This window comes from Cedecea sp. B1(4), assembly GCF_059414925.1.
Genome location: NZ_JCAHMZ010000384.1, coordinates 1 through 668, shown reverse-complemented (window position 1 = coordinate 668; position 668 = coordinate 1). Strand labels below are relative to the sequence as shown.

Here is a 668-nt window from a genome sequence, read left to right as displayed (position 1 = left end):
ACCGATTCACCCAGCGTCGGGTGCGGGTGGATGGTCTTGGCGATGTCGATGACGTCCGCGCCCATTTCCACGGCCAGCGCCACTGCGCTGATCAGGTCGCCGGCATGGGTGCCGACGATGCCGCCGCCCAGGATGCGGTGCGACTCGGCGTCGAACAGCAGCTTGGTGAAGCCTTCGTCGCGGCCGTTGGCGATGGCGCGGCCGGAAGCGGCCCACGGGAACACGCCCTTCTCGACCTTGATGCCCTGCTTCTTGGCTTCGTCTTCGGTCAGGCCGACCCACGCCACTTCCGGATCGGTGTAGGCCACCGACGGGATCACACGGGCGTCGAAGACCGACTTCTGGCCGGCGGCGGCTTCGGCCGCCACGTGGCCTTCATGCACCGCCTTGTGCGCCAGCATCGGCTGGCCGACGATGTCGCCGATGGCGAAGATGTGCGGCACGTTGGTGCGCATCTGGCGATCGACCTCGATGAAACCGCGGTCGGTCACGGCCACGCCGGCCTTGTCGGCGCCGATCTTCTTGCCGTTGGGGCTGCGGCCCACGGCCTGGAGCACCAGGTCGTAGCGCTGCGGTTCCTTCGGCGCGCCCTCGGCCTCGTAGGTGGGGTAGATGCCGTCTTTCCGGGGTTCCGCGCCGACCGTCTTGGTCTTGAGCATGATGTTGTC

The 668-nt window shown here is 67.8% G+C and carries 1 protein-coding gene; it reads right to left on the bottom strand.

Annotated elements, in window-relative coordinates; genetic code table 11:
• On the bottom strand, nucleotides 1–668 hold a 668-nt coding region (locus ACR6JA_RS23400), incomplete at both ends, for an oxidoreductase dimerization domain-containing protein (protein WP_494599945.1).